General features: G+C 66.9%; 17 protein-coding genes, 2 pseudogenes and 1 other annotated feature. Of the genes and pseudogenes, 14 read left to right on the forward strand and 5 right to left on the reverse strand.

The window, feature by feature from the left end; genetic code table 11:
* Window position 1: 1 nt before the first annotated feature.
* Genes QTH97_RS30455 through QTH97_RS30475 form a run of 5 tightly spaced genes read left to right on the forward strand, consistent with a single transcriptional unit; the run spans window position 2 to window position 11549 of the window.
* Entirely contained in the window at window positions 2–367 is a 366-nt protein-coding gene (locus QTH97_RS30455) for a GPW/gp25 family protein (protein WP_286572332.1), read from the forward strand.
* On the forward strand, window positions 364–2850 hold the full coding sequence (locus QTH97_RS30460; protein WP_286572333.1) for a putative baseplate assembly protein: 2487 nt from the start codon (window positions 364–366) through the stop codon (window positions 2848–2850). Before QTH97_RS30455 ends, QTH97_RS30460 begins: the two co-directional genes overlap by 4 nt.
* The gene (locus tag QTH97_RS30465; RefSeq protein WP_286572334.1) at window positions 2847–5813 is read left to right on the forward strand and encodes a putative baseplate assembly protein; all 2967 of its coding nucleotides are present in this window, start codon (window positions 2847–2849) and stop codon (window positions 5811–5813) included. The genes QTH97_RS30460 and QTH97_RS30465 overlap by 4 nt, the downstream gene beginning before the upstream one ends.
* Window positions 5810–8116: a hypothetical protein gene (locus QTH97_RS30470; protein WP_286572335.1), complete on the forward strand. Its 2307-nt coding sequence runs from the start codon at window positions 5810–5812 to the stop codon at window positions 8114–8116. The genes QTH97_RS30465 and QTH97_RS30470 overlap by 4 nt, the downstream gene beginning before the upstream one ends.
* Window positions 8117–8126: 10 nt before the next feature.
* The gene (locus tag QTH97_RS30475; protein ID WP_286572336.1) at window positions 8127–11549 is read left to right on the forward strand and encodes a DUF6519 domain-containing protein; all 3423 of its coding nucleotides are present in this window, start codon (window positions 8127–8129) and stop codon (window positions 11547–11549) included.
* A gap of 195 nt (window positions 11550–11744) precedes the next feature.
* On the opposite strand, the gene QTH97_RS30480 is transcribed toward QTH97_RS30475, so the two are convergent.
* Window positions 11745–12167, reverse strand: coding sequence for a hypothetical protein (locus QTH97_RS30480; RefSeq protein ID WP_286572337.1), 423 nt, complete (start codon window positions 12165–12167; stop codon window positions 11745–11747).
* Here QTH97_RS30480 and QTH97_RS30485 point away from each other — a divergent pair.
* Window positions 12159–13155: pseudogene (locus QTH97_RS30485) on the forward strand (IS3 family transposase); the annotation flags it as partial. The gene QTH97_RS30480 and the pseudogene QTH97_RS30485 sit on opposite strands and share 9 nt — an antisense overlap.
* Window positions 12203–12319: a sequence feature (AL1L pseudoknot), on the forward strand. (Overlaps the previous pseudogene by 117 nt.)
* A gap of 308 nt (window positions 13156–13463) precedes the next feature.
* Here the strand turns inward: QTH97_RS30485 and QTH97_RS30490 are convergent.
* Entirely contained in the window at window positions 13464–14531 is a 1068-nt protein-coding gene (locus QTH97_RS30490; protein ID WP_286572338.1) for a DODA-type extradiol aromatic ring-opening family dioxygenase, read from the reverse strand.
* 75 nt (window positions 14532–14606) lie between these two features.
* Here QTH97_RS30490 and QTH97_RS30495 point away from each other — a divergent pair, with 75 nt between their 5' ends.
* Window positions 14607–15647 carry a transglutaminase-like domain-containing protein gene (locus QTH97_RS30495; protein WP_353655680.1) on the forward strand — a complete coding sequence of 347 codons (1041 nt, stop codon included), beginning with the start codon at window positions 14607–14609 and terminating at the stop codon, window positions 15645–15647.
* A 164-nt stretch (window positions 15648–15811) separates the two neighbouring features.
* On the opposite strand, the gene nhaR is transcribed toward QTH97_RS30495, so the two are convergent.
* A complete protein-coding gene (gene nhaR / locus QTH97_RS30500; protein WP_286572360.1) occupies window positions 15812–16747 on the reverse strand; it encodes a transcriptional activator NhaR in 936 nt (311 codons plus the stop codon).
* A 135-nt stretch (window positions 16748–16882) separates the two neighbouring features.
* Between nhaR and QTH97_RS30505 the strand changes: the two genes are divergently transcribed.
* Window positions 16883–17578 (forward strand): Bax inhibitor-1 family protein, encoded by a 696-nt coding sequence (locus tag QTH97_RS30505; RefSeq protein WP_286572339.1) that lies wholly within the window; start codon window positions 16883–16885, stop codon window positions 17576–17578.
* 638 nt (window positions 17579–18216) lie between these two features.
* Window positions 18217–18372, forward strand: coding sequence for a hypothetical protein (locus tag QTH97_RS30510; protein WP_286572340.1), 156 nt, complete (start codon window positions 18217–18219; stop codon window positions 18370–18372).
* Between the two features lie 1462 nt (window positions 18373–19834).
* On the opposite strand, the gene QTH97_RS30515 is transcribed toward QTH97_RS30510, so the two are convergent.
* Window positions 19835–19999, reverse strand: coding sequence for a hypothetical protein (locus tag QTH97_RS30515; protein ID WP_286572341.1), 165 nt, complete (start codon window positions 19997–19999; stop codon window positions 19835–19837).
* A gap of 515 nt (window positions 20000–20514) precedes the next feature.
* On the opposite strand from QTH97_RS30515, the gene QTH97_RS37080 reads away from it, so the two are divergent.
* Complete coding sequence (locus QTH97_RS37080; RefSeq protein WP_353655681.1) at window positions 20515–20826, forward strand: plasmid pRiA4b ORF-3 family protein; 312 nt, start codon at window positions 20515–20517, stop codon at window positions 20824–20826.
* 700 nt (window positions 20827–21526) lie between these two features.
* A complete protein-coding gene (locus QTH97_RS30520) occupies window positions 21527–22168 on the forward strand; it encodes a hypothetical protein (RefSeq protein WP_286572342.1) in 642 nt (213 codons plus the stop codon).
* A 31-nt stretch (window positions 22169–22199) separates the two neighbouring features.
* Here the strand turns inward: QTH97_RS30520 and QTH97_RS30525 are convergent, their stop codons facing one another.
* On the reverse strand, window positions 22200–23615 hold the full coding sequence (locus tag QTH97_RS30525; RefSeq protein WP_286572344.1) for a lipase family protein: 1416 nt from the start codon (window positions 23613–23615) through the stop codon (window positions 22200–22202).
* Between the two features lie 410 nt (window positions 23616–24025).
* Here QTH97_RS30525 and QTH97_RS30530 point away from each other — a divergent pair, with 410 nt between their 5' ends.
* The 3 genes and pseudogenes from QTH97_RS30530 (at window position 24026) to QTH97_RS30540 (ending at window position 26121) form a co-directional block, all read left to right on the forward strand.
* The gene (locus QTH97_RS30530) at window positions 24026–24178 is read left to right on the forward strand and encodes a hypothetical protein (RefSeq protein ID WP_286572345.1); all 153 of its coding nucleotides are present in this window, start codon (window positions 24026–24028) and stop codon (window positions 24176–24178) included.
* Window positions 24179–24634: 456 nt separating this feature from the next.
* Window positions 24635–24975 (forward strand): annotated as a pseudogene (locus tag QTH97_RS30535) (transposase); the annotation flags it as partial.
* 699 nt (window positions 24976–25674) lie between these two features.
* Window positions 25675–26121 carry a universal stress protein gene (locus QTH97_RS30540; protein ID WP_286572346.1) on the forward strand — a complete coding sequence of 149 codons (447 nt, stop codon included), beginning with the start codon at window positions 25675–25677 and terminating at the stop codon, window positions 26119–26121.
* Window positions 26122–26125: the final 4 nt, after the last annotated feature.

Genomic DNA, 26125 nt, shown 5'->3' on the forward strand with positions numbered 1-26125 from the left:
CATGGACACCGACATCGGCTTTCCCCTGCGCGTCGACGGCCGCGGCCGCAGCGCGCTGGTCTCGCGCGAGGCGCACCTGCGCGACCTGATCGAGCAGCTCCTTTTCACCGTGCCGGGTGAGCGCGTGAACCGGCCGGACTTCGGCTGCGGCCTCATGCAACTGGTGTTCGCGCCCAACAGCCCCGAGCTGGCCGCCACGGTGCAGGCGCTGGTGCACGGCGCGCTGCAACAGTGGCTGGGCCACCTCGTGCGCATCGACGAGGTCAGCGCCGAGAGCGTCGACGCCACCCTGTCGGTGGCGGTGCGCTACACGGTGCTCGAAACGATGCAGACCGGGCAAGCGCAGTTCAGGCGGGAGGCCCCATGAACAGCCAGTACCTGTGCAGCAACCCCGGGCGCATCGCCGCACTGCGCCAGGCCGCGCAGGCGAATCCGCCGCGCGCCTTCAACGGCATCGCCTACCTCGAAGTGGTGCACGGCGAACCACGGCTGATGCTGCACTTCGTGCACGACCTGGGCTTCGCGCCGGCCGCGCCGCTCACCGCCTCCAACATCGAGATTCGCGGCGGCGTGCGCCTGCGCGATCCGCAGGCGATCGGCGTCTCGGCCACCGGCGACGTGCTGACGGTGGAGCTCGACGGCATCGGCGACTTCTCGCGCTACCAGTTGCGGCTGGTGGCCTCGGCCGACTCCGACGCGCCGCCGGACGGCATCGATCCGGCCCTGGCGCAGATCGACTTCGGCTTCAAGGTCGACTGCCCGAGCGACTTCGACTGCCGCGTGGAAGACGAGTGCGCGCCCAGCCCGCAACGCGCACCCGACATCGACTACCTGGCGCGCGACTACCAGAGCTTCCGCCGTCTGGTAGTCGACCGCCTGGCGGTGCTGATGCCCGACTGGAAGGAACGCAGTCCGGCCGACCTGATGGTCACGCTGTCCGAGGCGCTGGCCTTCCGCGCCGACGAGATCGCGTACTTCCAGGACGCGGTCGCCACCGAGGCCTACCTCGGCACCGCGCGCCAGCGGGTCTCGGTGCGGCGGCATGCGCGGCTGCTCGACTACGCGCTGCACGAGGGCTGCAATGCGCGCACCGCGGTGGCCTTCGAGGTCGACGTGGGCGCCGCGGCCGACGGCCAGACGCTCGCGGCCTGCGACAGCAGCACCGGCCTGGACGGCACCTTGCTGCTGACGCGCGTGCAGGGCGCGCCGCGGCGGCTGGGCTCGCTGGCCAGCGCGCAGGCGATGGTCGCGGCCGGTGCGCAGGCCTTCGAACTGCTGACACCGTTGCGGCTGTTCAGCGCCCACAACGACCTGCGCTTCTACACCTGGAGCGACGAGGCCTGCTGCCTGCCGGGCGGCGCCACGCGCGCCTTCTTCATCGACAACCCGGCGAACCGGCTGCGCCTCTGCGCAGGCGACCTGCTGCTGCTGGAGGCACGCGCCGGCACCGCCAACGGCTTGCCGCAGGATGCCGACGCGCAGCAGCGCCATGTGGTCCGCATCACGCGCGTGGACCCCGAGGCCAGCGCCGCCCGCGTGCCTGCGCCCGCGCCGCGGCGGGACCCGGTCACCGGGCAGCCGCTGGTCGAGGTGCGCTGGGACGCAGAGGACGCGCTTCCCTTCGACCTGTGCCTGTCCAAGGTCATCGACGGCGTGCAGGTGCGCGACATGGCGGGCGCCTGCGCCAACGTCGCACTGGCCGACCATGGCTTCAGTGCGGTGCGTCCCGAGGCCCTGCGGCCGGTGCCCGGCGGCCGCGTGCCGCGCTATCGCCTGGCGCAGCCGACGCTGCTGCCGTGGACGCGCCAGGGCCTGGTGCACGATGCCGACGGCCAGGCCCTGTTGGTCGACCCGGCCACCAGCGCCAGCGCCGCGCTGCGCCCCAACCTGGCGGACACGCGCGAAGCGGTGCACGTCACCAGCAACGGCGACGACCGCCGCTGGAGCCCGCGTCGCGACCTGCTGCAAAGCGGCGCCCATGCCGCCGAGTTCGTGGCCGAGACCGAGGCCGACGGCCAGGTGCTGCTGCGCTTCGGCGACGGCGTGAACGGCCTGCGGCCCGGCGCGGCCGAGGCGCTGTCGGCACGGGTGCGCACCGGCAACGGCAGCGTCGGCAACGTGGGGGCCGATGCCATCGCCCATGTGCTGTGCGCCTTCGACGGCATCGCGCGGGTGCGCAACCCGCTGCCGGCCCAGGGCGGCGTGGACCCGGTGGCGCTGGCGCGCGCGCGCATGGACGCACCGCAGGCCTTCCGGCGCCAGGAGCGCGCGGTGACGGCCGAGGACTATGCCGAGGTCGCGATGCGCGACGCCCGCGTGCAGCGCGCCGTCGCCACGCGGCGCTGGACCGGGAGCTGGCACACGATGTTCATCACCGTGGACCGGCGCGGCGCCGAGGGCATGGACCCGGACTTCGAGGACAGCCTGAGCGCCTTCATCGACCGCTATCGCCTGGCCGGGCATGACGTGGAGATCGATGCCCCGGCCTACGTGGCGCTCGACATATCGCTGCATGTCTGCACCCGGCCCGGCTATTTCCCGTCCGACGTGCAGCGGCGCTTGCTGCGCGTGTTCACCACCGCGCCAGGCGGCTTCTTCCACCCGGACCGCTTCAGCTTCGGCGAGCCGGTCTACCTGAGCGCCGTGATCGCCGCGGCGATGGCGGTGCAAGGCGTCTCGCACGTGGCGCCGCTGCGCTTCCAGCGCCTGGGGCGGCCGCCCGATGGCGAGGTCGACGCCGGCCGCATCGCGATGGCGCGCCTGGAGATCGCGCGGCTGGACAACGACCCCAACGCGCCCGAGCACGGCCGCATCCAGTTCGAGGTGCATGCGGCGGAGGAAACGAAATGAGCAGCGACGACAAGCACCTCGACGGCTGCCACTGCTGCGAAGACCTGGCCGAGCCCGGCGACATCCACAACGCACCCGGCCTGCCCGCGCTGGCCTGGCGCGTCGACACCCAGCCCGGCTTCTACCAGCGCATGCTGGCCCGGCTGCCGCTGTGGGGCCTGCCCGGCCAGCCGGCGAGCGCGCCGCGCCCGCTGGGCCTGCTTCGCACCCGCGAGAGCGACGACGCGGCCATCGCGCTGGTCGACGCCTCGGCCTGCGTGGCCGACGTGCTGACCTTCTACCAGGAGCGCATCGCCAACGAGGGCTTCCTGCGCACCGCGACCGAACGCCGCTCGGTGCTGGAGCTCGCACGCGCCGTCGGCTACGAGCTGCGGCCGGGCGTCGCCGCCAGCGTGCACCTGGTCTTCACGGTGGAAGACGCACCCGGCGCGCCGGGCGTCTGCGCCATCGCGGCCGGCGCGCCGGTGCAGAGCGTGCCGCCGCAGGGCAAGCTGCCGCAGGTCTTCGAGACGGGCGAGCCGATCGTCGCGCGCGCCGAATGGAACGCCTTGCGCCCGCGCCAGACCCGGCCCGCCGACCTCGCCGTGCTGGAGGTCGACGGCACGCAGCGCCTGGCCCTGCTCTACCCGAAGGGCGGCCTGCCGGGCGACACCGTCGGCCTGCATCAGGACCTGTCGAGCGGCAACCTGTTCCGGCTGGACCCGGACCTGCCCGTGGAAGCGAAGGTGGACGCCCAGGAAGTGGCCCGCATCTACCTGTCCGATCAGGCCAGCGGCCTGCAGGCCGGCGAGTTGCTGCTCTTCGTCGGCAAGAAGGGCTTGCAGCTGAAGCACCTGGTGCTGCGCGCGCTGGAGGTCGAGGACGAGCCGGCCCTGCGCCGCGTGCGCGTGGCGCTCGAGCCGCTGCCCGACCCGAAGAAGCCCGCCGCGCCGCCGATGCTGATCTGGCTGGTGCCCACCTTGTCGATGTTCCATGTCGGCTACGCGCAGGCGCAGATCGAAGTCGTGCCCTTCACCCAGACCGACCTGGGCCCCGCCGTCACCACCAAAAGCTGGAAGGAGAACGAGCTGCAGGCCATGATCGCGATCCAGGGCTGGAGCACCACGCAACTGGTGCAGGCCGTCACGGCCAGCGTCCAGCCCCCGGCCACGCCGAACTCGCCCGAGGCCGGCGCCTTCAGCTTCACGCAGCGGCTGGGCTTCTTCGGGCACAACGCGCCCAAGTGGGGCTCGCTGCCGAAAGAGAACCTGCGGGACAGCACGATCTACAAGGATGGCTGGGACGACCAGGATCCGGTCACCAATCCCACCGGCACGCTGGACGCGAGCCGCAGCATCTGGACCGACTCGCAGGGCAAGCCCAACATGGAGAGCCTGGTCATGCCGCCCTGCCACGCGTTGCTGGAGCGCCCGGTGCCCAAGCTCGCGCCCGGCAGCTGGATGGTCTTCGACGCGCCCAACGAGAAGGCCACGGCCTATGCCCTGTTCGATGCGCGCGAAGTCTCGCGCGCCGACTACGGCCTGTCGGCCCGCGCCACCGCGCTGCGGCTGGCCGACAGCAACGGCCAGCCGATGGCGCAGGCACCGACAGAGGAATTTCTGTTCCGCGACACCACGGCCCATGTCGTGAGCCGGCGCCAGCCGCTGGTCGAGCTGCCGATCGAGACGCCGATCGAGACCGGCAGCAAGCGCATCGAGCTGTCGACCATGGTGATGGGCCTCGCGCGCGGCCAGGCGCTGGCCTTCGTTGGCCAGCGCGGCGACCTGGCCGGCGTGGACGCGGCCGAGATCGCGCTGGTGGACGAGGTCGAGCACAGTGCCGGCCGCAGCACCCTGGTGCTGCAGAAGGCGCTGCTCTACAGCTATCGCCGCGACAGCCTGCTGATCCACGCCAACGTGGCGCGCGCCACGCACGGCGAGAGCGTCCAGGAGGTGCTGGGCAACGGCGACGCGACGCAGAGCTTCCAGCGCTTCATGCTGCGCAAGCCGCCGACCACGCACCTGAGCGCGGCCTCGGCCAGCGGCGCGAAGAGCACGCTGGAGCTGCGCGTGAACGGGCTGCTGTGGACCGAACGCCCCTCGCTGTACGGTGCGGCGCCCGACGAGCACGTGTTCACCACGCGCATCGACAACGAGGCGCGCATGCAGGTTCTCTTCGGCGACGGCCGCAGCGGCGCGCGCCTGCCCAGCGGCCAGATGAACGTGCAGGCGCGCTACCGCAGCGGCATCGGCCCGGACGGCGAGGTGGCGGCGGGCACGCTGACCTTGCTGCGCGCCATGCCGCTGGGCCTGCGCGGCGTGAGCAACCCGCTGCCCGCAAGTGGCGCCCAGGGGCCCGAGAAGCTCGATGACGCGCGCCGCAACGCGCCGCTGACGCTGCTGGCTTTCGAGCGCGTGGTCTCGCTGTCGGACTACCAGGATTTCGCGCGCGCCTTTCCGGGCATCGGCAAGGCGCGCGCAGACCTCGTCTGGGCCGAAGGCGTGTCGCGCGTGCTGCTGTCGGTGGCCGGCGCCACCGGCGGGCTGCCGGGCGACGAAGTGATGGACAACCTGCGGAAAGCCATTGCCGGCTTGTCCGACCCCTCGCAGGCTTTCGTGCTGGGCGCCGCGGTGCTGCGCTATTTCCGCTGCAGCGCGCGGGTGGCGATCGACCCGCGCTACGAAGCCGACACGGTGCTCGCGGCCTGCCGCACGAAGCTGCAGGCGGCCTTCGGTTTCGACGCGCGCGACCTCGCGCAATCGGTCACCGCCGCCGAACTGCTCGCGCTGCTGCACCAGGTGCCGGGTGTGGTGGCGGTCGACCTGGAAGTGCTGCAGCCCTACGGCGAAGCCGCAACGGCCGGCGGCGGCGCGCAGGCCGTGCCGACCTTCGGCGCGCGCTGGGATCCGGTGACCAAGATGCGGCCGGCCGAACTGATGCTGCTGAACCCCGCGGCGCTCGAACTCGTGAAGGCCACGCTATGAGTCTCCTCACCCCCGAACGGCTCTACCAGCTGCTGCCGGTCATCCACCGCCTGCGCGACAACGAGCGCGGCGCGCCGCTGCGCGCGCTGCTGGCGGTGATCGAGAGCGAACTCGAAGCGGTCGAGGCCGACACCGCGCGCCTGTACGACAACTGGTTCATCGAGACGTGCGACGAGTGGACCGTCCCCTACATCGGCGACCTGCTCGGTGCACGGCCGATCCGGCCCGTGCCCTCGGCCGGCGTAAGCACGCGCGCCTGGGTCGCCAACACCATCGCCTACCGCCGCCGCAAGGGCACGGCGCTCGTGCTGGAACAGCTGGCGCGCGATGTCACGGGCTGGCCCGCGGCGGCGGTGGAGTTCTTCCAGCGCCTGGGCACCACCCAGCACATGAACCACGTGCGCCGTGCGCCCACCGCCACGGCCTGCGTGCGCGACGCCGCGGCGGCGCAACTGGCGCAGGCCTCGTCGGGCGCCTTCGACCCCTTCGCCCATACGCTGGAGGTGCGCAACGCCGACCCGCGCGGCGGCCGCTTCAACATCCCCCACGTGGGCCTGTACCTGTGGCGGCTGCGCCCGCAGCCGTTGGGCAGCGGCGCCCCGGGCGGCGCCGCCGCCATGGCGACGGCCGACTTCATCAGTGCGCGCCAGGATGCCGGTGGCTGGTGGCACATGCACCCGGCGGGCGTGGACGCGCCGGTGTTCAACAACCCGCCCACCGAGTCCGGCAGTGGCGCCATCACCCAGGCCGCGCGCGAAGAGCGCGTGCCGGCCCCGCTGCGCCCGCTGGCGCTGCATGCCGAGTTCCAGCAGCTGCGCGCCGGCCAGGCCGAGCCTGCGCCGCGCTTCATGACCGCGCACCGCCCGGTGCTGCGCTGCTTCGTGCGGCTGACCGGCGAGACGCTGCCGGTGGAGCTGCCGCGCGAGGACCTCTGCATCTGCGAGATCCCCGATGCCGTGGAGCTGGCCTTGCCGACGCCGCGCGTGGCGGCCCTGGACCTGCTGCGCGGACGCATCGGCTTCCCGGCCGCACTGGGCGTGGTAGAGGTGTGGCTGCATGCGACCCACGCCAGCGTGGCCGACATCGGCGGCGGCCCTTACGACCGCGGCGCCGCGCTGCGCGCGGCCAGCCGCGCGGCCGAGAGCAGCACGGCCGACGACGAGGCCCGAAGCGGCTTCTTCGACCCGCAGGTCTGGCAGGCGGGCGTCTCGCACCTGCTGCCCCCCGGCGGCATGCTGTTCTCCACCTTGCGCGCCGCGGTCGAGGCCTGGAACGCGCAGCCGGCGGGGCGCACCGGCGTCATCGTGGTCATGGACAGCCTGAGCGAGACCGACACCGCCGCGCTGGAGATCCTGATTCCCGAGGCCTCGAAACTGCTGGTGATTGCCGGCCAATGGCCGCTGCAGCCCATCCCCGGCGCGCCGCCCGGCAGCATGGAGCGCGTGGCCGGCCGCTTCGAGGCCCGGCAGGTGCGCGCGCATTGGCAAGGCCGGCTGCAGGTGCGCGGTACCGCCGACGCCGACGCGTCCGATCCCGGCGCGCTGTTCCTGCACGGCTTGCTGCTGCAGGGGCCCTTGCTGGCCTCGGGCCGCCTGGGCCAGCTGGAACTGGCGCATTGCACCCTGCTGCCCGACACGGTGCTCGGAACGCAGCACCTGCAGGTGGGCGCCGACAGCCCGCGCCTGCAGTTGCGGCTGCTGCAAAGCCTGTGCGCGCCGGTCACGGTGGCCGGCCCGGTGCGCGGGGTGGAGGTGGCCGACAGTCTCGTCGGCCTGGGCCTCGCCGACGGCACGGCGGCCCCGGCGCTCGACGCCCCCGAGGCCCCGCTGGACCTGCAGCGCGCGAGCTTCTTCGGCGCCGTCAACGCGCTGTCGCTCAACGCCAGCGACTGCATCTTCGACGCCCCGGTGCGCGCCGAGCGCCGCCAGGTCGGCTGCGTGCGCTTTAGCTACGTGCCGCCGTCGTCGCAGGTGCCGCGGCGCTACCGCTGCCAGCCTCAGCTCGAGAGCGAGACGCGCATCGCCGCGCTGGGCGCGAACGCCCCGCCGGCCGCCAAGGACGCAGTGCGTGCCGAGGTCGAGGCCACAGTGCGGCCGCTCTTCGTCTCGCGCCGCTACGGCGATCCGGCGCTGGGGCAGCTGGAGCTGCGCTGCGCGGTGCAGATCCGCACCGGCGCGGCCAGCGGCGCCGAGATGGGCGCCTACGAACACCTGCAGCAGCCGCAGCGCGAGGCCAACCTGCGCGATGCGCTGACCGAATACCTGCGCCTGGGCCTGGTTGTCAGCGTGCATTTCGCCAATTGAGGAGGACACCATGAAAGCCGATCTCTCCCGCGAGACCTTCGAGCCCGGCGCGCACTACATCGCCGTGCGCATGCAGCAAGGCCGCGTGATCACCGATGCGGATTTCAACGAGCAAGGCGACATCACCCGCCGCCGCGACCAGACCCTGGCCGAGGACGTGATCGGCCAGAGCGGCGCGCCGGCCGAGAACGCGGGCTTTGCGCTGTCGGCCGGCATGGTGGCGCTGGCGGTGCATGCGCAGGACGCCAACAGCGTGTGGATCGCCGGCGAGGACGGCGTGCTGCTCGTCAGCACCAACGGCGGTGCGGCCTGGACCCTGCCCGCCACCGGCAGCACGCGGCACCTGCGCGCCGTGGCGCGCGCCGCCAACACCGGCTGGGCCGTGGGCGATGGCGGCACCGTGCTGCGCACCAGCAACGCGGGCAGCAGCTGGACCGTGCAGAACGCCGGCAGCCTGCAGCGGCTGCGCGGCGTCGCGGTCTTCGATGCGCAGCACGCGTGGGCCGTGGGCGACGATGGCCTGGTGCTGCGCACCGTGGACGGCGGCGCCAACTGGACGCGCCATGCCAGCGGCGTGGGCCGGCTGTATGCCGTGGCCTTCGCCAACGCACAGGATGGCCTGGCCGTGGGACCCGGCGGCGCGATCGCGCGCAGCAGCACCGGCGGCGCGAGCTGGACCCTGGCGGACAGCGGCAGCACCGCCACGCTGCGCGCCGTGTCGCTCGCCGGCGCCCAGGCCTGGGCGGTGGGCGACGGCGGCACCGTGCTGCGCAGCAACGACGGCGGCGCGACCTGGACGGCCGCCACCAGCGGCAGCACGGCGCGGCTGCGTGCGGTGCGCTTTCGCGACGCCAACAACGGCTGGATCGCCGGCGACGGCGGCGCGCTGCTGGCCACCACCAATGGCGGCACCACCTGGACGGCGCGGAACGTTGCCGGCAGCCCGGGACTGGCCGGCCTTTCCGTGGCCGGTGCCGAGGCACCCTGGCTGGTCGGTGCCGGCCAGGCCTGGCGCGTGGCCGCCACCGGCGCCGGCGCGCCCGCAGCGCTGCCGGCGGCACGCCTGCGCATCGGCGCGGGCCGCTACTACGTGCAGGGCCAACTCTGCGAATGGGAGCAGCCGGCCTCGCTGGCCAACCAGCCCGACGGCGGCGTGCCGGCGCAGCTGGCGACCGGCACGCACCTGGTCTACCTGCGCGCCTGGCAACGCCACGTGAGCGCGCTGGAAGACCCGCGCATCCGCGAAGTCGCACTGGGCGGGCCCGACACCGCCACGCGCGCACAGCAGGTGGCGCAGGTGCGCACGCTGGCGCTTGCGGCCCCGGCCAACAACGCACCCTGGCACTGCGGCGCGGACGTGGACGCCTGGGACGCGCTGATCGAACCGCCCACCGCGCGACTGGCCGCGCGGGCCGAGCCCGAGCTGGCGTCGACCGGCGTCTGCGACATCGCCGCCACGGCCGGCTACCGCCGGCTCGAGAACCAGCTGTACCGCGTGGAGATCCACGCCGTCGACGCGACGGGCGCGGCCACTTTCAAGTGGTCGCGCGAGAACGGCTCGGTCAGCTACGCGGTGCAGCAGGTGAGCATCGATACCGCCACCAGCCGCACCACCGTGCGCGTGGCGGCGCGCGGCCGCGACGCGAACCTCGACTTGGCGCTGCACAACCGCGTGGAACTGGTCGACGACGACGCCGAGTTGCAGGGCCGCGCCGGCCAGCTCTTCGAGTACCTGCAGGACGGCGACGATGCACTGGAGCTGGTGCTGGCCGGGGTGCCCGTGGGCGCGCTGGGCCAGGACCCGGCGCGCCACCCGATCCTGCGCCGCTGGGACCATGTGCCGATGGTGGCCGGCGAGAACGCGTTGCCGGTGGAAGAAGGCGAGTGGCTCAAGCTCGAGGACGGCGTGCAGGTCCGCTTCTCGCCCGGCGGCACGTACCGGCCCGGCGACTACTGGGAGATCCCGGCGCGCACCGTGACGGCCGACGTCGAATGGCCGCGCGACGATGACGGCGCCCCCGTGGCGCGGGCGCCGGCCGGCGTGCAGGACGGCTGGGCCCGCCTGGGCCTGGCTACCGTGGATGCGAACGGCCTGGTCGGCGGCATCATCGATTGCCGCGACATCTTCCCGCCGCTCACGAAGATGATCCAGCTGCTCTACGTGGGCGGCGACGGACAGGCCACCACGCCCGGCGCCGATCTGCCCGAGCCGCTGCGTGTGCGCGTGATGCGCGGCGCCCTGCCGGCGGCGGGCGCCCGCGTGCGCTTTGCGGTCGAGGCCGGCGCGGGCGGCGTGGGCGGCGCCACAAGCAGCGTGTTCGACGCCACATGCAACGCCGAGGGACTGGCCGAATGCCCTTGGCGACTGGGCACCGCTACCAATCAGCGCGTGCGCGCCAACCTGCTGACCAGCGGCGGCACGCCGGTGGCCGAGCAGGTGCTGGTGTTCGCGGCCACTGCAGTCACCGCAGCCAGCGGCGGCGGGGGCTGCGAGATCACCATCGGCGAAGGCGGCGACTTTCCCAAGCTCAGCAGCGAACTGCTGGAAAAGCTGCTGGTGCAGCGCCCGTCGCTTTGCATCTGCTTCTTGCCCGGCACCCACCAGCTCGATGGCCTCGTGCTGGACACGACGCCCACGCGGCTGGTGCGACGGCTGTCGCTGCACGGGTGCGGGCCCACGGCCGTCGTCACATCCGCCGGGCCGATCAGCCTGGCCGGCCTGGCGGCGCTGGAGCTGCGCGACCTGCAGCTTCAATTTACGGAGCGCGGCCTGCTCGCACTGGCGAACAATACCCAGCTCGAACTGGACGGCGTGAACATCGTGGGCCGGGGCGACAGCCCGCTGCCCTGGCTGGCCGTGACGGGCTCGCGCGTGCTGCGCATGCACCGCTGCCAGCTCCCGGCCGCCGTGCGGGCCGCCGCGGTGATCCAGGAGATCAGCGCCGTGTGCGAGATCACGAACTGCGTGTTCGCGGGCGACGTGTCGTTCTACGGCGTGCCCGATCCCGATGTGCCGCGCGACCTCCTCATCCGCGCCCTGCAGCCCGGCGACTTCGAGGTGCAGCCCGGCACCGGCCAGCTGGTGTTCGCCAACAACCTGCTCACGCGCCTTTCGATGGGCATCGAGACCGTGAAGCTGTTGACGAACAGGCAGCTGCGCGGCGTGTTCCAGACCGTGGTGCTGCAGGGCAACACCTTCACCGCCGACATGGTGCTGTGCGCCGGCAACTTCATGAGCGTGAGCGGCAACCACTTCAGCGCCACCCAGCCCCGGCAGAGCACCTACGGCATGCTGGCCGCGCGCCGCGCCGCTGCCAGCAGCAACGTGGGCGAACTGTTCGGCGACAACGCGACGCTGTGGTTTCTGGTGACCAAGGGCGAGTTCCGTGGTGCGGCGAACATGGTGTTCACGTTGCCGCAGTCGACGAACTAGTTTGGCGCTGGCGGAGCTGGCGGAGCGGCGCAGTTCGGATCGAGCGCTGGCTATGCTGCGCCCGTTCGCGTCCGCCCATGCGGCGCGATCAGGTTTGACAGCCTAAAAGCACCCCTGCGACGAAAGCCGCAGTGACCTCCTCCGCAGGTAAGTGTGGGCTCAGCACCCTCTTGACGGCCGTCTGATCGACGGCAATCAGATGTCGAGCACGTGGCGAAGCATGTGGAACGGCACGCGCCATGAGTGACCGTTGCCGGTGTCGACGGTGGCCGTTCTCTGGTTGATGCGAACGACGGTGCCAACTTGGGGTTGAAGGTACTTGTCGTCGAACGAGACCTTCTCACCGCCGCGGAAGTCATTGCGAGAGGCCTTGATCGGTGGAGGTGTCGGCGGTGCTGCCGCCGCTGTCGGCTGCGCAGTCGCAGTTGGCGGTTCGACCGCGGTATAGGGCAGCTTCCATTCGCGCCGCGTGCCTTCCTCATGCAGCGTGACCTGCGTGTCCTTCATCGCCACGACCTTGCCGTTGCGCATCTGACCGTCGCGCCAGTCGAGGAAGCGCACGGTCTGCCCCAGGTTCATGTTCGTGCGCACCGCGATGATCCGTCGCGGATCGGCCAACTGCGCCGAGCCAACGAGATCCTGAAGCTGGCGAGCGCGTTTTTCGCCCAGGCGGAGCTCGACCGCCGGCTGAAGTCCTGAGGGATTTCATCGACAAGCACCGCGCCACCTTCGGGGTCGAGCCGATCTGCAAGGTCTTGCAGGTCGCCCCGTCGGGCTACCGGCGGCACGCGGCGCTGCTGCGTGAGCCGCACAAGCGCTGCGCCAGAGCACACCGCGACGATGTCCTCATGCCGGCGATACAGCGCGTCTGGCAGGCCAACATGCAGGTCATGGGGCCGACAAGGTCTGGAGGCAACTGGCTCGCGAGGGCACGGCAGTGGCGCGCTGCACAGTCGAACGGCTGATGCGGCGCCTGGGGCTGCGAGGCGTGATGCGCGGCAAAGTGGTGAAGACCACGATCAGCGATTCCAGAGCACCATGCCCGCTGGATCGGGTCAACAGGCAGTTCGGAGCGCAGCGCCCGAACCAGCTATGGGTCTCGGACTTCACGTACGTATCGACCTGGCAGGGCTGGCTCTACGTCGCCTTCGTGATCGATGTGTTCGCCCGGCGCATCGTGGGCTGGCGGGTCAGCAGCTCGATGCGCACGGACTTCGTGCTCGATGCGTTGGAGCAAGCGCTGTACGACCGTCAACCCGAGCGCGATGGCAGCTTGATTTGCCACTCGGATCGCGGGCCGCAATACGTCAGCATCCGGTACACCGAGCGACTGGGCGAAGCTGGCATCGAGCCATCAGTAGGCAGCAAAGGCGACTCTTATGACAACGCTCTGGCCGAGACGATCAACGGCCTCTACAAGGCCGAGTTGATCCATCGCCGTGCACCGTGGAAGACCAAGGAGGCGGTGGAGTTCGCAACGCTCTAATGGGTGTCCTGGTTCAACCACCATCGGCTGCTCGAACCCATCGGCTACATCCCGCCCGCAGAAGCTGAGGCAAACTATTACCGGCAACTCGCCAGTCAGGCCGCCACGGCGGTGGCATGACTTAAACCAACCGGCCTCATGAAAGCCGGGGCGATTCAGCCGTAGTGTTGCTTGGGCGCTTGAACAGCTGGAAGCTTTTTGTGCTTACCTTGCTGATCAAACGATCAAACTAAGGCTGCTTGCATACGTCGCTCTTGTGTTCGGCGGAAGTGTCCAGGCCCTCGACGTTCGCAAAAGGTCCGCCGATGGATTCAGCCAGCAGGAGCAAGCGAGCTTCGATCGCCGAGGGAAGCATTGGTGGACGCCCGGGCGAACCGCAGGTCATGAAGGTGTATCGCAGGATGGCGGCGCACGCGCCAGACGAACGTCTATCGCGCCTCGAAGACCGCGAACACCTTGTTCGAGTTGAAGATGTGCGTCTCAACGAACTCGCTCCATTCAAGCTCCGCCCCGAGCGCCTCCATTGCGCCGATGAGCGTCCACCAGTTAAGCACCTCCTGCTGGCCCGCTCCCTCGACCTGCTGAAGCGACGTCGATCGCCAGAAGTCGTAGTCGCCGGCGACCATTGAGTCGTAGAGGTGGCGATCGCTCTCCGTGTCCGGTCTCAGGCGCCAAGTCTTGTCGACGAGAAACGCGTGCGACCATGACGATGAGGCGATCAGGGCGACCCGGTAGGGACTATCCCTCAAGATCCGCGCGGTCGCTGCCCCGAGAGCCATGAAACGCCTGGGCGACGGCGACGGCGGATCGTAATCCACAGGCTGGTCCATCCGCGTCATAAAGCCGCGGCACGAGACAACACGGCGCCCATAGCAATTCAAGGGAAAACAGATGGTCGGGTGGTCATAGCCCTTCCGGTGGTAATCGAGAAAGAGAACCGAATTCGTGAAGGCGTGTGGCACGCTGCGGTGGTGAAGCGGCTTGTACGCATAGGAGACGTCGAAATCCCGTTCGATGAGCGCGGTGACGAGTTGCTTCGCAATGTCGGGGCGCCCGCGCAAACGGTAGCCGAACAACTCGTCCTCGTTCCACACATTGGCCTTGCCCTTCATCATTGACGAAGTCTTTGTCTCCGCCCAGGGCCGCAGGTCCAAGTTCTCATAGGCGAAGATCGCGAACGGCGGAATCAGGTCTTCGTGGAAGTTCTCGTATTGGTCGTCGCCCCAAATGACGACCACATCCGGCTTGAACTCGTCGAGACGAGCGCGCACGCGATCAAGGCCGGTGACGAGTGCGCCGCGATGCCTGGTAGCCGCAGCCGCGCCCTGGTCATCCGCCCACTCCTTCCGCATCGCCGCTGGCCAATTGTCCGGATCCTTGGCGCCGGCGGGGATCGCGGGGTCCTCGAGCGTCCAACGCAGGATGCCCGACATCGCGGCGTCCGGCAGGCAAAGCGGCGGATAGTGAGTGATGCCAAGTCCAAGGATCTCAGCCATGAATGTGCCTCCGCGATTGATTGCGCGACGGGTAAATGATGCCTGCGTATCGCCGCGAGCACTAGGATATGCCGAGTGCGCCCCAAGGGCTCAGCGCTTCCTCAAGCTGTGCCCTGCAACTCGCTGCGAGAAGAATTTGATGAGTTCGTCACGGTCAAATCGTCGATTGACGATCTGACCAGTTTCAAGGTCGACCCAGGCTCGAACCTCCTCTCAAGATCAGATCTGCACGGGCAAGCGCGAGAATATTTTTGTGAACCCATCCGAGCAGTCCTCGCGGAAATTCGAATCAAGGGGCATCATGAGCTGATGAATATCCAGCTCGGTTTTGAAATCGCCTACCAGTTCCCCCAGCCGACGCCGATGATCCTGGCCCTCAGCATTCATTACTCGCGCGCCTCGGATCTACTGCGCCCGGATCATCTCCTGACGAAGCCGGCCGTACCCATCACCGCGTACCGCGATCTGTTTGGTAACTGGTGTACACGCCTGGTCGCACCCGCCGGCCGCTTTGTACTCAGTACGGATACCGTGATCCGCGACAGCGGCGTGCCGGACATCGTCGTGCCCTCAGCGGCGCAGACGCCGGTGGAGTACCTGCCCGAATCCACCTTGCTCTACCTACTGGGTAGCCGCTACTGCGAAACCGATCTGCTGTCCGATTTTGCTTGGCAGCGTTTTGGGGCTGGACCGACCGGCTGGGGCCGCGTGCAGGCGGTCTGCGATTTCGTGCACCAGCACATCGAGTTCGGCTACCAGCACGCCCGGCGCACCCGTTCGGCCTTTGAAGCTTTGAAGGAAGGGCAAGGCGTGTGCCGCGACTATGCGCACCTGGCGATCACCCTATGTCGCTGCCTGAACATTCCGGCCCGTTACTGCACCGGCTACCTCGGCGATGTAGGGACTCTGCCGCCGTACGGCACGATGGACTTTGCGGGTTGGTTCGAGGCTTTCCTGGGTGACCGCTGGTACACCTTCGATGCGCGCAACAACGTGCCCCGCATCGGCCGCGTGCTGATCGCGCAGGGGCGCGACGCCAGCGACGTGGCGTTATCCAGCACCTTCGGCCCCAACGAGTTGGACGGATTCAGGGTCTGGTGCGACGAGGTTCAATGATTAAAGATATCGCAGCGAACTTCCGGTGTCAGCCTCGCCCACGCCGGATGGCAGATGCCATGAGGGGGGGCTGGAGAAGGCGGGCGTCGCGGACTTCGTGCGCCACGCCCCCTGCGGGTTGTCGCACCTGAGCCCATGAGACTTGTGGTCGACGAAAGTGGGCTTCATGGCGATCCTTGGGAGCCGGCCAATTTTGTGGGTCCGCGGCGCCGATGGAAGCGCCCGCGCGCTGCCTTCGTGATCGCGACCACGCAGGGATGGGTGATACGACGCTCGACCGAGATCGCGAAGAACTCCTCGATCAGTTCGGCCGCGCGGCCAATCACCTCGACGCCATACTGGGCGCAGGTTTCCTCCTCGAGCACCCCGGGCGTCATGAAGATGCCGCGACCCTCGCCGCCGAAGGCCTTCAGGAGCGCGGCATCGTCGAACTCGCCGATCAGCCGCGGCCGCAGCCGGTGCTCAGCCAGCCACAGGTCGAGCCGTTGCCGCGCCGCCGAGGTCGCACCCTGGATCAGCATCGGCGCGCGATCGAGACAGGTCGGGAATTCGCCCACGAGCGTGCGGCGCAGTGCCGCGGTGGCGAAGAAGCTCATCGCTGTGGTGCCCAGCGTGTGGTTGAAGGCCTTCACGCCGATTTGCCGGCCCATCGGTTCGTCGGCGATCACGAGGTCGATGCGCTGCACCGACAACTGCCCGAGAAGGTCGCGGAAGTTCCCTTCATGGCAGATCAGCCGCACCGGCTCAGCGATGCCGAGCGCCGGCTCGAGCAGCCGGTAGGCGATCGACTTCGGTACCGCGTCGGCAATGCCGACCCGGAAGTCGAGCGCGCGGGCGCCCTCCCCGCGGCTGCCCAGGGCCGCCTCGAGTTCTGAGCCGAGCGCGAAGATCTGGTCCGCGTAGCTCAGGGCCGTGCGCCCCTCGGGCGTGAGTTCGAGGCCGCGCCCGCGCTTCTGGAACAGGGGGCTGCCCAGGCTGTCCTCGAGCAGCTTGATCTGCCCCGACAGCGTCTGCGGCGTGATGTGCAGCTGCTCGCTCGCCCGCACGATGCCGCCCGCCTTGGCGGCAGCCCAGAAGTAATGCAGGTGCTTGAAGTTCATCCTTGCGCGCAATCCTACGGAAAAGACGAATGAATGGTGTAATAAATTCGACTTTTCTCGAATGCTATCCAGGTCTAGAGTGCACTTCATGCGCGTCCATACGCGTGGTTCTTCAACCTACCCAGGACACTCGAAATGAACGACAACATCCAGGTTTATGGCTCGCCGCAGGCGGCGTTGCCGGCCGCCGCGGAGCGCAACCAGGTGCTTCGCAACACCTACTGGTTGTTGGCCCTCTCAATGGTGCCGACGGTGCTGGGCGCCTGGCTCGGCCTCTCGACCGGCCTCGCCCGCGCCATGCCGGCGGGCATCTCGATGGTCGTCTTCCTGGCCGGGGCCTTCGGCTTCATGTTCGCGATCGAGAAGACCAAGAACTCCGCCGCCGGCGTGCCGGTGCTGCTGGGCTTCACCTTCTTCATGGGCCTGATGCTGTCGCGCATGCTGGGAGTGGTGCTCGGCATGCAGAACGGCGCCAGCCTCGTCATGACCGCGTTCGCGGGCACCGGTGCAGTTTTCCTCGGCATGGCGATGCTGTCGTCGGTGATCAAGCGCGACCTGTCGGCGATGGGCAAGTGGCTCTTCATCGGCGCCATCCTGCTACTGGTGGCCGGCATCGCGAACTTCTTCATCCAGTCGGGCGCGCTGATGATCACCCTCTCGGTGCTCGCGATCGGCATCTTCTCGGCCTTCATCCTCCACGATCTCAAGCGCGTCAAGGACGGTCACGAGACCAACTACATCACGGCGACCCTCGGCGTCTACCTGAGCCTGTACAACGTGTTCCAGTCGCTTCTGATGCTGCTGGGCCTGGGCGGCAGCCGCGAGGAATGACGACGACAACGACACCACATGAACTCCGCGCGCTCGTCACCCTGAGCCGATGACCTGAGCGTTTCACGCAGCTCGAGAGCATCCAGAAGCTGGGGGATGTGCAGAGGGTCGCGAACCAGCGCACCTCGAATCGCTAGAAGAGTGGCCGTCGAACAGGTGGCCGACGCAGTGATGGCGGCGCATCCGTCAATCTCCTACTCCGCGGGGAGCGTCGACTGGTTGGTCGAGCGCGCGAACAGGTCGCCGACTCGTCGACGCGCCGCACGTAGCCTTCACGCGCGAAGGTCAATCGCTCCGCGCCGCCAGCAGCACAAGGCATCACCATCGCCTCATCGTGCCACGGTGTTCCGTCCGAGCCAACCATTTACCGCTGTGACGACTCACCGGATTTCTGCGGACCACAGTCGCAAGCTGTTCAGACCGAGGCCGAAGCGATCGAGTTTTTCGACCGTAGCATCCAGGCTCGCTTCTGCTGCTTTCAAGGTCACCCTTGAAGGCTTGCCGGACTTCTTCCAACGCCGTATGCACCAAGCGCAGCGCAACTTCGAGGTCGTGCATGCCGTCGCGTGCGACGCCAGGCGCCCAAGTAACACTTTCGCGAAGCTGCGGCTTCTTCTGCTCGCCCTGTACAGTCGGGCATGAATCATTTGCCTCCGGTCGACCAGAGCCCACCGCAGGAAAGCGATGAGGAGCCTTTGGATGAGCATGCTTTTGCGAACGGATGGATCCTCTTCATCGGCTTGTTCCTGATTGTGCTAGGCATCCTTTGGGCCATCAACGTGTCCTTCGGCTGACGTTCCCGCGATCCTCGTTCGCAATTGCTCGTGCGGGCCCTCGCCCGCCGGCACGACATCGCATGGATCGAGCCAAGCGAACCTGGAAGAAACTGGCGATGCAGGGCTAAAACGACGCAGAACGTCGCGACGAACAAGCTCCCTATGAGCCGCTGCCGGAACCCGCCAGGGCAGCAAACCATGCGCGCGAGTTCGAATACGGCGACACCGTGACGTTCGATGACCGAGATGGTCGCAGCATCACCGGCGTGATCGGCGAGGTGCAATTGCCCGAGGTGATCCTAGAAGACCCCAGGGACCGCTGTATAGCGGCTGAGCAGCGATAGCCGAAGTTCCCCGAACGGCGTCGAACCGACAGCTTTCCGCCCGTCAGCAGCCTCCGAGCAAGCCATCAGTCTTCCGGGGCCGAAAGCTGGCCCTCATGCCTTCTCGCCGATTGCGCCGCGAGATCATCAACTGCTTTCAGCTTGTCGCAGCCGGTCATAAGCATCGCCATCGTTCAGCCGCCGGCGGTTTACTCAGGCGCGAGCCTGCAGGCGATGCCAAGTCCGCCCGGCGCCGGCATCGAGCGGTCCTATGCCTTCGCCATTCTCACAGGTTGGGAAGTAGGGCCAACGGTGGGAAGGCTATTGGGTCTTCGTCAAGTCGGTGCGGCGAGTGCTGTCCACGGATCCCCCAGGAAACGATCCCGTAATGGACACGACGCCGTCGAGAGCGATGGTCCCTGTAAACACCTCGTTAAAGTAGTCCCGCTGCTCCTTGAATTTCGTTGTCCCTGTGCTCGTCTGAATTCGGCCGTCCCCGCGACTGCTGACGGAGAAGGTTCCGTCGGGCCTCCCCGTGAGGCTCAGCGTGGCGACCGCGGGGTACGTCAAGTAGCAGGACGCCGGGTCGGCGGCGTTAAAGGAAATGTTGATATTGGCGTTTCCTGTCCGCAAGTCCACGGTGATGGCTTGCGCGAACTGTGGACCATGCAGGCAATCTGGGTTCCTGGCGTAGTCGGGCTTCCAACCGAAAGGACGATGCTGGCTTCGCGCAAGCCGGTGAAGAAGTTGTCGCCGACGACCACCTAAAAAAAAGCGCAGTTTTGCAGGGCATCGCATCCGCCGCCTGTTGCAACATCCTGTTCTGTCTTGAATCTTGTCGTCTGCTTGGCCAGGTTCAGCGGCTCCGCGACTGACAATGACGACGTCGCTAAGAAGCTTGCAATGATGCACGTCTGAAGTATTGTTGGTCTTCGCATGATGGTATCCCCGCTACTGTGTTCCGCCGGCATCGCGAACTCAGGAGCCCGCACCAATCCGTGGTGACCCTTTCATCGACGGATCAGCCAAGGCGCCAGCGGAATAGGGACCTTGGCGTGGCGGTCGTTGTACGCCTCTGAATCAGCAGGGTCAACGTGCCGAATCAACCCAAGAAGCGGTGAACGCAGTCCGGGTCGTCTGCCGTTACACGTGCACGGCTAGGCTTCCTGGCGGCTCGGATGGCAGCGGTCGATCGCTGGATCTGCGAGGCCATCAGGCGCTCGATGCGCGATGGCGGTGCGCGGATGCACCAGGAGATCGATGATCCAGCCAGCCGCCACCAGTACGGCCAGTGCGCCGAGGGTGAAGATCGCTGATTCCATGGTCCGCTCCGAGATTGCTGGGGTATGAAGCACCCACTTTGCCTGAGGTAGCACGTCCCGTGAACCCTCCAGATGGACTGCGTGGTATTCGCGTGATCTGTGAGGTATTTCCGCCTCGCCGGGGCGATAGGGTGCTAGGAGATTCCGCCCGCCGTGGACAACCTGCTGCCCAAACACGTGGACAGGCCCTTCGGGCTGCCAGGTCTGCCCACCGCTCCCCGCGCGCTTGCCTTCGACCTGACGCCCTGATCACCGGCTTCGCCCGTGGACAGGTTGCCCGGACGGTGACCCGTCCGCCCCTGCGGCCTGCGGCCGGGGGCCTCATCTCGGGCTTACCTTTCCGATCTCAAACCTCCTCCGAGCTCCACAGAGTACGTTAGGTGCGCTTTTCCTTGCGCCGAAGGCACCTCACCCCTAAGCTCGCCCTGACTCGACGATCGGGCCAGAGATCCCTGCACCGCGACCTCCTTGGAAGGGCACGATGATGCTTTGAGAGGCAGTTCGGGCGATCATCGATGCATTTCTCCACTGACGCCCGCGCAGTGGCGATCGGCGACTTGCATCTGCGACTCGGCGAGCGATTCACCTATGAGTATGACTTCGGCGATTGCTGGATTCATGATCTGCGCATCGAAGCGGCCCTACCGATTGACCCCAGGTTGAGCTATCCCTCGTGCACCGCAGGACATAGAGCTGCACCGCCCGAAGACTGCGGCGGCCCGCACGCGTTTATGACCGACCGATTCGTGTATGCCCTCATCGGCGAGCGCCAGAGCTGCGGGAGGACCTCATCGATGACATGGACGAGGAGGAATGGGACATCCTGAGCCGATATCACCCTGACCGCTTCGACCGGCGCGCGGTCAACCAAAGGCTCGCAGCCCTGGCATCGCAGCCATATTGGAGGTCCGACGATGAAACTCACAATTGAAATGCGCACCGAGGGAGGTGCCACTCTGCCGCTTACAGTGCTAATCCACACCATGGACCGAAACTGCGAGCACGTGCAGGACGTCGGACTGAAACTGGCCGAATCCAAGGCGATCCTCGAGGGGATCCAGCAGATGGTGGTGCGAGAACAACCGGCCCGATACATGGTCGAGCACAGGCCCTGCCCTCAATGTCAGCGGCTTCAATCGTTGCGCTTCAGAACTGCCTTCGGCGATGTGCCTGTGCGCAGCCCTCGCTGGTGTCGCTGTCGATGCGAGACGCCCAGCAAGACTACGTTCAGCCCCCTGACCGAGATATTGACGACGCACACGAGTCCAGAACTCGAATATCTCGAGGCCAAGTGGGCCGCCAAGGGATCATTCTCGGCCGTCGCGGAACTGCTGCACGATGTCCTACCCGTTGACCGCTCCTTGGGGCACGAGGCGGTTCGTCAGCACGTGCTGGCCACGGCGCAACGGCTCGAAGCACAGCTGGAGACGGAACCGGCGGCCGACCAAGGCGGGAGTCAGCGTGATATTGAAGCGGCACCTGAGCTGGATCCCCGATCACCGTCGGTCTCGATGACGCCTACGAACAGTGCTCGAGTCGCAGGGAATTTCGCCGCGCCGGCACGTCACCTTCCTTTGGGACGGCGGCGACACCGTCCGCGAACTCGCCACTTCCGTGCATGCGCGGTCCGAGCACATCCTGGACTGGTTTCATGTGGCGATGCGCATCGAGCAGCTCCTGCAGGTGACACGGGGCTTGCGCGACGCGGGCGAGAAGCTGCTCATCGGGCAGCTCGAGCGCGTGAAGTGGTTCCTCTGGCATGGCAACTTGATCGGGGCCGACGGCGCGCTGGGAGATCTCATCGATGAAGTGGACATTGCCCGAAACGAGGATCGGGAAGCGGGGCGACCACCGTCGGTTGTGCTCAAGAAGCTCGCTCGCGCCCTTGACGAGTTCGCCACCTACGTCGACAACAATGCATATGCCATTGTCAACTACGGCGAGCGGTACCGATGTGGCGAACGTATCTCCACCGGATTCGTGGAGTCTGCCGTCAACCAACTTGTGGCCAAGCGATTCGTGAAGAAGCAGCAGATGCGTCGGCCACCGCGCGGAGCCCACTTGCTGCTTCAGATCCGAGCTCATGTTCTGAACGGTGATCTGGCGGAGCAGTTTCGACGTTGGTACCCGGGCTTCAACGTCGAAGGACAGGCGCCGCTCGCCGCGTAGTGCACCCCTCACTTCTGGCTGCTCTCCTGGCTCAACGCATTGAGTCGAAAAGCGCTCGAGCGCGCGCATGGCAGAACGGCGGCTCGAAGGTGCCGTGGTACGAGGTGTAGTAGGTAGCATAGGCCGCTGAAGCAGTATCGGTGGGCGCGCTGCCACCAGGCCCGTAGGTCGCTTGAATCTGCGCATCAACATCTACCGCCGAGACGGTGGTCACGCCCCGCGCATCGAAGTCCGCTTTCATGCGCACCATGTGGATTGAGGTCGGCACCGTCCTATCGCCGGCGCCCCCGCAAAGCAGGGTTTGCGCCTTCGGGGACCAGCCGAACAGATCGTTCTCCTTCGCACGTTTGTACAACGCGTTATTCGGGTTCGTTTGCACGTCTGTCAGATAGCTGGGCTGGATCAGAGCGTCACGCACCTGCGATGGTGTTTCGCCGTGGGCTCCGGGCAAGGCACCGGTGCTCATCAGGGGCCCGTAGTCGAGAGTCGGGTTGGGCAGCAGATTCTCGATGCTCGCGGCGTAGGGGGCCTTGAAGACTTCGTTCACGTTGCCATACACGTCGCCATAGATCTTCTGATAGGAAGTGACCACGAAGGGGACCCAGAATTGATAGTCGTTGATCGCGACCGGATTCTGAAAGGCACCGGACAGGTTGTAGGGACCGGCGAGGTGCGCTCCTGCCACGATGTTGAACTCCGATGCGTAGTCCCGCTCTGCGAGGCGCTGTGCCGCCATCGACGAATGAGCCCCCTGCGAGTAGCCTGTCAACATGATCTTGGTGGAGAGCTTGCCTCCCACAACGCCCACGGCTTCACGCGCCGCGCGGATCGAGTCGAGGATGGCCCGTGCCTCGGAATCCGCATGAAGGTAGGGGTGGTAAGGGAAAGCCGATTTCGCAAAGCCAAGGTAGTCGGTCGCCACCACCGCGTAGCCTTGGGACGCGTACATGGCAGCCAGGAACACGGTCTCTGGATTCTGTGCGTCCGCCAGTGTTTTCGTCTTAAGGACCTCGGTGCCTCTCCCATATGCTACTAGGGGCGCCGCCGAGGTCTGGCAACTGCCGAGCGGCATGAGGACCACGCCCGAGGAATTGCTTGATTCTCCCTTGGGCCCGGACGCGCTGTAATTCAACGAGACCAGTGCGACGTCGCACGTGGCACGGCCGGTGAGTGCCTGTATACCCCGGCTGGCCGAAGCCGCATCGATCTGCGTGGTTGTCATCGTGGCCAGTACGACCGGGGAGTCCAGAAGCTTGCCGGTCGGCGGCGGCGTATCACCGCCGGTGGCGACCGGGCTGGACGCTCCGGTCGCCGCGCTCGCGCCTGGCGACGATGAAGTCCCAAGCGCTGCGAACCCTGCGCCGCCAGCGCTTCCACCCCCGCCTCCGCCACATGCCGCCAGCGCGACTGCAGTTACGACGCCAATCATCAATTGTTCGAGTCTCATTAGTTTCCTTGTCAGGAGTGAAATCACATCAGGGCTGCAAGCCAAGAACCCTCGATGGCACGGGGAAAACGGCCTTGGGCTCGTCGCAGCCAGGGCGTGCCTCAGCGACATCGAGCCGTGCAAACAGCCACAGGTCTAGGTCCGTCAGCCTGGGCGCCGCGCGCTCGACGCCCAAGATCTTCCTTGCGCAATCTCATGGCTCGAATGGCCAAGGGCCCATGTGCCTGAGCAATCCGAATTTCCAATGCGGCCTTCCCCGCAAACGCCCGAAGATCCGATTCGGTCGGCCATCCAACAGGTATGCACGGAAGGCTTGCACAAGCCCTTCGGCAATCGCCACTGAACCACGCGTGACGCGCCGGCGAGCGATTCGAGCTACGCCAATACGGTTGAAGTGATGAACAGACCAGATGAAGCAGAGCGGACTGGTGTGCCTGACGCACAGCTACGTGCGCGCCATCGTTGCGCAGGTAGAGGTCGTAGAGGTGGTCCCGATGCTCGTCGGAAGTCGCTCGGACGCGTTGCGTCATGCGTCGATGTCCATCGTCGAGGGCCTGCCATGACCTCGAATTCCATCGCCCAGGTCGCCGATCACGGTTTGCGAACGCTTGACGGCATTCGCTGTCTCGCTCGACGCCGGTGATTCGAGGTCGTAAAAGAGCCATGCGCCGCCTATAGCGCATCCTGAGATAACCAATGCTGCGGGCATTCCCGGCAGAACGATAAGCGCTGTCAACGCGATGGCGGCGACGAATATCTGTGCGATCACAACGAATCCTAAATGGGAAAAATTCACATTTGAAGTTCTTTGTCGTACATTCGATCGGCCTGCGGTGTCGGACAACGCCTCGATCTATGTCAGTCTTCGCACAAAACGTACTCACGCGACACTTTACAGACGCCGTCGCGCTGGCGGTTAACAAGGGCCTTCAGATCTGGCCCCGGAAATCTGCACAACTCGATAAGGGTGGAAACTGCTCCTGAGGGCGAGGACCTCGCCCGCGATGATTGGAGCGAACATGAGCAGAAGGCCCCGCCGCACGCACTCAGCCGCCTTCAAAGCCAAAGTTGCGTTGGCTGCCGTGCGCGGCGACAAGACCCTGCCCGAGCTGGCCCAACAGCATGACGTGCATCCCAACCAGATCACCGACTGGAAGAACCAGTTGCTCAGCCGCGCGGTCGGCGTCTTTGGCAGTGAGGCGCATGCTGTAGAGCCTGCAGTTGATCTGAAGGCGTTGCATGCCAAGATCCGTCGACTCGCGTTGGAGAATGATTTTTTAGAAGGCGCGCTCATCAAGGCCGGTATGCTGAGCGCAAAGCGATGATTGACCGAAGCCATGACCTGCCGCTCAAGCGCCAGGGTGCTTGTGAGACGGCGTCTCGCTTCCTCGAAATGGTCGTGCTTGCATGTCTTGAGCTTGAACGCTATCCCGCGGTCTGTCGGTGACAGTTAAAAGCTGGTGCACCCGGTCACGGCTAGCTCAACCAGAATCCCCAGGCAAGGCTTGGCAAGCATCTCCACCTCCGGTTTTACCGCAGTCTAAGACGGCTTGATGGAACTGTGCCCGGAGACGAGCCTTGTGGCCTCCACTCAATTTGCGGATCAACTCGTAGTCCTCGAGTGGGGCCGTGTCACGCCTGTAGCGCGCGCCGCGCGCCTGGCCGGGCCGGCTGGCAACGAGGCCGGCACACCGCGTCCGCTCTACATCGCCGGCTCGCGTCAGCCCGGAAGATGACGCGACATTAAACGGCTCTGGTGCAAACCGTGCGTGCGGTAGGCTGTAGCGCTTGTGGCGCGCTGAAGTTATCCCGTGCACTTCGAGCTGCTGAATCGCATTCGGAAAGGCTAGTCTCCGTCGGCTGCGCGTCAAAGGCTAAGCCGCGCCCGCGGTCTGGAATGCAGTGTCTCAGCATGATCGCGCGTCGTGCTCACAAAATTGTTCGGCCGCGCGGAAGATTTGCACCAGCACCGCCAGGATGTGGGGAGTGCAAGATCATGCTTTCGCAAACCTCAGAACGCGGTCAAGTACTATGGTTTCCGATCCCAGGAGATTTCGACGTGTTCAAGCGCATTCTTGTGGCCACCGATGGTTCCACGCTTTCCGAACAGGCCGTCGCCAAGGCTATCGACCTGAGCCTGCTGACCGATGCAGAACTGCATGTGATCACTGTGGCGTACTTGGAACCACACAGCTATTTCGAAGGTTCGTCCGTGTTGAGCCAGCGCGAGGTCGAGGAGTCGCATCGCCGTTCGGTCGCGGCGGCACAGGCTATGGTCGATGCAGTCAAGGGTATCGCGCTCGCAAAGGGCGTTCGTCATGCGGAGGCAGTGGTTGCGAAGTCGAACCACGTGGCTGAATCGATCGTCGAATTCGCAAAGAACCACGACTGTGACCTGATCGTCATGGCGTCTCACGGGCGCCGGGGACTCACGCGGCTGCTGATGGGAAGTGAGACCCTGCACGTCTTGACCCATTCGCACACCCCTGTCCTGGTGCTGCGCTAAGCGA

The sequence above is a fragment of the Variovorax gracilis genome (assembly GCF_030317115.1).
Classification (GTDB): domain Bacteria; phylum Pseudomonadota; class Gammaproteobacteria; order Burkholderiales; family Burkholderiaceae_C; genus Variovorax; species Variovorax gracilis.